Raw genomic sequence first — 6002 nt, 5'->3', positions numbered from 1 at the left:
TGCTGCTGAAAGCCACGCGCAGGGGCGCTTTGTTCGAAGCCGAATATCTCGGTCCGTGCGGGGTTCTTCCCGTGTTTCGGGCTGCGGAACGACAGAGCGCGGAACGCCTTTTCCGCGCGATCAGAGACCGGCTCCGATCAAAGCCCTCCATACCGGAACGCCTCCAGAAGATGCGGATCAAGTCTGGAATGCTGGGCCAGGATTCTGGCTCAGTCGCGAACCCGTTGAAGCGTAGCTTGTTTCTGGCAGCCCGGAGCTACGCACGTCCGGCAAGTTCTGCTTGCCACTCTCCTGGAAGCGATAAAGTCGCGGCATCTCACCGAACTGGTAGCTAATCGCGCCGGAGCCTCTGCTTTTGCCTTGTGTTGACTACAATGAAGAGCAGGGTTTTCGGCCGTGTTGACAAAGTCCCTAAGTTCTTGATGCTGCACGGGAGAATAGACGTTTGACCATCGCAGGGAGTGTCTCATGGCCGACCTCAAGGAAACCGAGTCAAACCAGGCGCCAGCCGAGGTGCCCGTGAAGGAACAGACACCTGATATAAAGCAAAAGGCGCCGAAGCCGAGGAAGCGAACCGGGAAGCAGGAAGGTGCGGTACAAACCAGAGCCGCCAAATCGGCCCAACAAGCGTCTTCATCTAAAGCAGTCGCCTCCCCTACAGCCCGGACAGCGCGGAAAATATACTCTGAGAAAGAGCGGGCCCAAAAGCTCGGCGAGATCGAAAAGCAGATCGGACGGGGAGAGAGCATCAAGGCCGCGGTCCAGAAAGCCGGAATATCGGAACAGACCTACTATCAGTGGAAGAAGGCTGCCGGACAGACAACACCGAGCGATGAGCTCAAGGATCTGGTGAAGCTTGAAGAAGAGAATGCGCGTCTGAAGACGCTCCTCGCCGACCGGCTCCGGAAAGAAAACGCCGAACTCAGGAAAAAGCTAGGGCTTGCTTGAGATCCATTTTCGCGGCGATACGCTGCGGGACCATTTAAGACCCGCGAAGAAGCTATGACCGCAGGCAATCGGGACTTGGCGAGGCTGGAGGTTTCAAAGGTCTTCGCGGTGAACGCCAGCGCGGCCGATTGCTGCCCAGCCCCGAGACTGGTGGCATCACCCCAGATTGCTCTGTGGCACAGCGTGCGTCATTGCGGCGTCGCCGGACACAACCTACATCTGAATTGCGGTGGGTGTTTTCCTCCCATTGCGCTCGCCGCGTTCCCCTCTGAAGGTTGAACCTTCATACTTGGCCGGGCATTCGTGCTCGGCCCTTTTCTTCTGGGGTCACCTGCCGCGACACGCATGACGGCGGGCAGGTTCAAGCCGTGAGACGGGTATGCCATACGCCTCCTCCATCGTGACATCCTCGCCGACCTTGCCGGTGCAAAGCGTGCCGTCGGCGCGCAATGGCCCCTAGCCGGAGAGGAAGACCAGCCGTCCACTCTCGGCATGAGTGACGAAGTTAGCGGTGGGGTCGGCGACTCGGGCAGGGTCAGTCCGAATTCCATGAGCGGAATGCTTGTCGCCGACAATGCTCGATGACAACATGTGGCAGCCACTCCTCGGTTTGATGTTGCCGGATGTCGTTTAAAATCGGCGGCGCCAGTAAAAAAAGGTGCATCGGCATGGCTTCAACGAAACGAGCGGCCCTCCCAGGGGGGACGGAAAACGCAGGCTCAACACGCGAGAGCGACAAGGGCCGCGCCAAGCGCCTCTCCGGTGAGGAACGGCGCCGGACCCTAGTCGATGCAGCCGCGAAACTTTTCTCGGAGAAAGGCTTCGAGGCAACCACGCGTGACCTGGCCGACCGATTGGGGGTGCGGCAGGCACTCCTCTACAGGTATTTTCCGGCGAAGGATGCGCTCATCGCCGCAGTGTTTGAAGGCGTCTTCGACCGGAGCTGGCGGGAACAGTCCAATACCCTGCTCGCGGACCGGACGCAGCCGCTCGAAGACCGGCTTTTTGATTTTTATCGGCGAACAGCTGAGGAAACCGACGGTATCCGCATTCGCCTCTTCGTCCGCGCCGCACTCGATGGTTGGCCGATAGCCAGAAGGCGGGGCGCGGCGCTAACCGGCCTGATATTCGAACCCCTCATCGGTGAGCTACGAGAGCAGGCTGGTCTTGCTCCGTTCGCCCGTAAGGCCATGATGCGCGGCGAACGCGAACTCGCGATGATGCTTCACGCCGCGCTGGTTTTTTTCGGCATTCGCGAGCACGTCTACCGGATGCCGATGCCAGCCGATCGGGAGGCGGTGGTGCGGCTTTACATCAGGACTTTCCTGGCCGGCGCAGCAGGCAGTTTGAAGGACATACACGCGGGAAGAGCAGGAACGAGCCTCACCGTCCCGCAACTCACGCCATCGATCACTTCGGGAGACCGTCTTCCACGTTCTTGAAATAGGTGAAGGTGAAATCGCGGTTCGAGCGCGACATGTGGCAGGCGAAACAGCTTTCGAGCTTCGCCTCCGAGTTTGGAGACCCGTCGGCCTTGTAGGCAGCGTAGTCCCAGTCGCCATTGTCCTTGTCAGGCGGAAGTTCGTTTGCGGCGCCAAAACCCGCCCGCTTCTCCATGACGAAGATACCCGTCAGCGCATCTGTCGGCATCAACCGACCGTCTTTGTCGAGAACGGGATTGCCGTCCGCGCCGATCGTCACGTCGTGATCCTCCATGATCAGGATAGTACCCTCTGGAAGCATCTCGCCGGGTTGCGCGCGGGCGTGGGCTTCCGGGTTCACATACATGAAGCGAACGCGTTTGCGGTCAGGCCGGTCGACCTTGTTGTAGAGGACGAAGCCGGAATTGTATTGTTCCGGAAGCTTTACCCGGTCAGGGGTGGCAAACAGCGGAGCCGCGACGGAAACGGCTGCGCCGGCGGCGAGAGCAAAGCTCAACAGGCGTTTCATTGCCGGACCTCCACGACTGCCTTCATCTCCGGGTGGATGGCGCATTCGATCTCGAACTTGCCAGCCTTGCCGAGCGCCAAGGTTCGTGTCTCGCCGGGCTCTTGCTTGCCGAGGTCAACGGCGTGCCCCACCGTTGGTACGAAAACGTTGTGATCTGAGCTGTCGTCATTTGTGAAGGCCAGAGTATCGCCAACATTGGCGGTGATCGCAGCGGGTTTGTAGCTCATACCCGCCATGGTGACCGATACCTCATTCGCTATCCCTGGCGCGGACGACAGGACCAATCCCGTCAGCATGGCCGTGATGCGAAAAGCCGTCATAATGCACCTCCCTCTCAACGTGCGCACGAGACGCTACCGAGTACCCTTCGTCGGCGCGGCGATCAGCAACTCTAAGCAGGCACGCCATAGTGGTCAATTGACAACTTTGTGACGTGAGATGCTGGCGCGGTCGCTCCTCCGTACCGGACGCAACAATACGATAGCCGTTGACAGGGGTTGCGATAGTCCTGTAACCACAAGGTTATGGAACTAAGCGGTTATGCAGCGGGCAATCAGAATCTTGACGCGGTATTTGCCGCGCTCGCAGATCCGACACGGCGGGCGATCCTGTCGCGGCTGGCGGCTGGCGAGGCATCGGTGAATGAGATTGCCGCGCCGTTTGAGATGAGCCAGCCGGCGGTCTCGAAGCACCTGAAAGTGCTGGAACGGGCGGGATTGATTGAACGGGATGTCGACAAGCAGCGCAGGCCAGCGCGGCTGAAGGCCGAGCCGATGGCGGCGGCGGTGAGTTGGCTCGGAGAGTTCAAACGGTTCTGGTCATCGAATTTCGATCAACTCGACAGCCTGTTGGAAGAATTGAAAAAGGCTGCGACGAAGGGAGCCGGGAATGGGTGATTTGCCGACTTACGTGCTGGAGCGGGTATTCGACGCGCCGAGAGAGCTGGTGTGGAAAACGTGGACCGATCCGGTGCTGTTGCCGCGCTGGTACGGGCCGAGGGTGGAGACAATTATCCATCGCCTTGAGCTGAAACCCGGTGGGCTGTGGCTCGTAGAAATGCGATGGGGCGACAATTCCCACCATCAACGGGCCGAGTACACTGACGTGACGCCGCCAGAGCGGCTGGTCTGGTTGCACTCTTCTTCGGATGCTGAATGGAATATCGTTCCCTCTCCCATGATGGCGGATTGGCCGCGCGTGTTGCTCACAACGGTTACGTTTGAGGAAGATGGCGGGCGGACCAGGTTGCGCCTGACTTGGGTCCCTCATTCGGCCAGCGCGGCTGAGATTGCCTGTTTCGCCGCCGCCATTGAGGGTATGGGCAAAGGCTGGGACGCTAGCATGGAACTGCTCGCACAGCTGCTGGCTGAATTGCAGGCTTGAGCTGAAACCCGGGCCATGGGTTTTGGATACACGAGAGTTGAAGGCAATCGCTTCAATGGCGCCGATCGCGGCGCATAGCACTGCGCTCTTGACGAAATTGCCACCGTCGCAGAAGTCGGCTTCACCGGACAACAGAGCTGATAACGATAGATCGCTTCGAAGCAAAGCGATCTATCAAGCCTTGCTCGCGGGTTTCATCGGTGATTTCCATGGCCTCGTAAGGTCGAAATCGGTCTGACCTGCCTCGATCCGAATCCGGATGTTGACTATCCGGCGGGCAGCCCCTCGCTGGCGACCTAAGGAGCGGCCCTTGGGCTGCGGCAAGACCACGTTGCTGCGGCTCATCGCCGGTTCGAGATGTGATCCAGACCCGAAAATTGACCCCAGGCCAGATTGGCAGCAAGCACGTGACTTTGCAGGTAAATTCATAGCTTCGGTGTGTCATGGTCGGCGCCGACCAGAGCGGATAGCAGATGTTCTGCTGGTCAACGAGGACCTCCAACATCATCCGCAGATCCACATACGGCGAGAAGGAAGACTCACCGGAATCGCTTGATCCAGTGCCCGCTCTCCACCACCCCGTCTGCCATTTAGAATGCTCTAATATCTTGCGGGGGCTCCACTCGCTCCAACCGTCATCAGGCCTTCACCAGGTGAATCCGGATGGGTTAGGCCACCGCCCCCAAACGGATAAATCGAACGCCCAGCGACCCAGGCGTATGGTTTTGACGCGGCAGCTGCCGGGCTGTGCCGCCAATCTGGGAGGACACCATGGTTAGACTGCTGACTGCGATCTTCGCTGTGCTTTCCCTTTGCCTCGTTGCGTGGTCCCCAGCCAAGGCTGACCCGGTCGAGGATCAGGTCAAGGCCGCTTACGTGGCCTGGGACGCTGCGTTCAACAATGCAGACGCAAAGGCAGTTGCGGCATTCTACACCGACGACGCGATTTTCTTGCCCGCCACCCATGACGTCATCAAGGGACCGGACGGGGTCGAGAAATTCTTTGGCGGCCTCTTCGGCTTGGGAGTAACAGGCCACAAGCTCGAACTGATCGAGGCACAAGGTGACGGCAACCTGCTGTTCGGCACGGCGAAATGGTCGGCCAAGGGCAAAGACGCCAATGGTGCGGATCAGCCGTGGGCCGGGGTGGCAACCCACGTTTTCGAAAAGCAGGCAGATGGTAGCTTGAAACTGCGGCTGCACACCTTCAACTGATCGACGGCGTTCTCTGCTTCCGACGGGAGGGCCCGCTCCCGGGTCGCTGCGCCAGCTCGTGCGGTCATGATCCAGGCGGACGCCAAGAGCTGCACCCTCGAGGGTCACCAAAGCAATGTCCGCGCCTATTGCAGGGGTTAGTAGACTAGTCAAAGGTCCGGCTTCGACCAGAAGATCACCCGAGGACGTCGGGATCATCAGGGCGGCGGCCTACATCCCTGCGTTGCACGGCGTAGGCTCTCGCCCTACTCTTGCTCTAAAACCAATTCAAAAAAGTCCCCAAGGGAGGACGGCCGGTGATTGTGAGCGGCTTCATAGCTGAAGAAGACGGCGTGCGCGCAGAAGTGAGATGGGAGGAAGCCGGCAGGGACACGCAAAGGATATTTGTTCAGGGGCACGACTTATGCGCGGACCCCAACGCTTTTCTGATTTTGTGCTTCCTGCCGGCATGGCATGCTGGCGAGCGGCGCATTCTCGTAGAGGATGGTGGCATCTGTCCTGTGCTG

At 59.5% G+C, this 6002-nt stretch carries 8 protein-coding genes; 6 read left to right on the top strand and 2 right to left on the bottom strand.

The window, feature by feature from the left end; translation table 11 throughout:
- Nucleotides 1-468 precede the first annotated feature (468 nt).
- Complete coding sequence (locus tag G6N73_RS34380) at nucleotides 469-948, top strand: transposase (RefSeq protein WP_165034346.1); 480 nt, start codon at nucleotides 469-471, stop codon at nucleotides 946-948.
- A gap of 623 nt (nucleotides 949-1571) precedes the next feature.
- Nucleotides 1572-2390 carry a TetR/AcrR family transcriptional regulator gene (locus G6N73_RS34370; RefSeq protein WP_165034345.1) on the top strand — a complete coding sequence of 273 codons (819 nt, stop codon included), beginning with the start codon at nucleotides 1572-1574 and terminating at the stop codon, nucleotides 2388-2390.
- Here the strand turns inward: G6N73_RS34370 and G6N73_RS34365 are convergent.
- Nucleotides 2359-2898, bottom strand: coding sequence for a cytochrome P460 family protein (locus G6N73_RS34365; RefSeq protein WP_165034344.1), 540 nt, complete (start codon nucleotides 2896-2898; stop codon nucleotides 2359-2361). The genes G6N73_RS34370 and G6N73_RS34365 overlap by 32 nt on opposite strands.
- Entirely contained in the window at nucleotides 2895-3218 is a 324-nt protein-coding gene (locus tag G6N73_RS34360) for a cupredoxin domain-containing protein (protein ID WP_165034343.1), read from the bottom strand. Before G6N73_RS34360 ends, G6N73_RS34365 begins: the two co-directional genes overlap by 4 nt.
- A 204-nt stretch (nucleotides 3219-3422) precedes the next feature.
- Between G6N73_RS34360 and G6N73_RS34355 the strand changes: the two genes are divergently transcribed.
- From G6N73_RS34355 to G6N73_RS36590, 4 genes are all read left to right on the top strand, one after another.
- Entirely contained in the window at nucleotides 3423-3794 is a 372-nt protein-coding gene (locus G6N73_RS34355) for an ArsR/SmtB family transcription factor (protein ID WP_165034342.1), read from the top strand.
- Nucleotides 3787-4281 carry an SRPBCC family protein gene (locus G6N73_RS34350; protein ID WP_165034341.1) on the top strand — a complete coding sequence of 165 codons (495 nt, stop codon included), beginning with the start codon at nucleotides 3787-3789 and terminating at the stop codon, nucleotides 4279-4281. Before G6N73_RS34355 ends, G6N73_RS34350 begins: the two co-directional genes overlap by 8 nt.
- A gap of 771 nt (nucleotides 4282-5052) precedes the next feature.
- Nucleotides 5053-5496: a YybH family protein gene (locus G6N73_RS34345; RefSeq protein WP_165034340.1), complete on the top strand. Its 444-nt coding sequence runs from the start codon at nucleotides 5053-5055 to the stop codon at nucleotides 5494-5496.
- A gap of 296 nt (nucleotides 5497-5792) precedes the next feature.
- Nucleotides 5793-6002: hypothetical protein (locus G6N73_RS36590; RefSeq protein ID WP_206079250.1), on the top strand; the 210-nt coding region annotated here is incomplete at its 3' end.

The organism is Allomesorhizobium camelthorni (genome assembly GCF_011045125.1).
Lineage (GTDB): Bacteria > Pseudomonadota > Alphaproteobacteria > Rhizobiales > Rhizobiaceae > Allomesorhizobium > Allomesorhizobium camelthorni.
This window is presented reverse-complemented; position numbering and strand designations above follow the sequence as displayed.

Excerpts from the sequence above, each read along its gene's own strand:
- G6N73_RS34380 (WP_165034346.1), top strand. The coding sequence starts at position 469 with ATGGCCGACCTCAAGGAAACCGAGTCAAACCAGGCGCCAGCCGAGGTG.
- G6N73_RS34370 (WP_165034345.1), top strand. The coding sequence starts at position 1,572 with ATGTCGTTTAAAATCGGCGGCGCCAGTAAAAAAAGGTGCATCGGCATG.
- G6N73_RS34365 (WP_165034344.1), bottom strand. The coding sequence starts at position 2,898 with ATGAAACGCCTGTTGAGCTTTGCTCTCGCCGCCGGCGCAGCCGTTTCC.
- G6N73_RS34360 (WP_165034343.1), bottom strand. The coding sequence starts at position 3,218 with ATGACGGCTTTTCGCATCACGGCCATGCTGACGGGATTGGTCCTGTCG.
- G6N73_RS34355 (WP_165034342.1), top strand. The coding sequence starts at position 3,423 with ATGGAACTAAGCGGTTATGCAGCGGGCAATCAGAATCTTGACGCGGTA.
- G6N73_RS34350 (WP_165034341.1), top strand. The coding sequence starts at position 3,787 with ATGGGTGATTTGCCGACTTACGTGCTGGAGCGGGTATTCGACGCGCCG.
- G6N73_RS34345 (WP_165034340.1), top strand. The coding sequence starts at position 5,053 with ATGGTTAGACTGCTGACTGCGATCTTCGCTGTGCTTTCCCTTTGCCTC.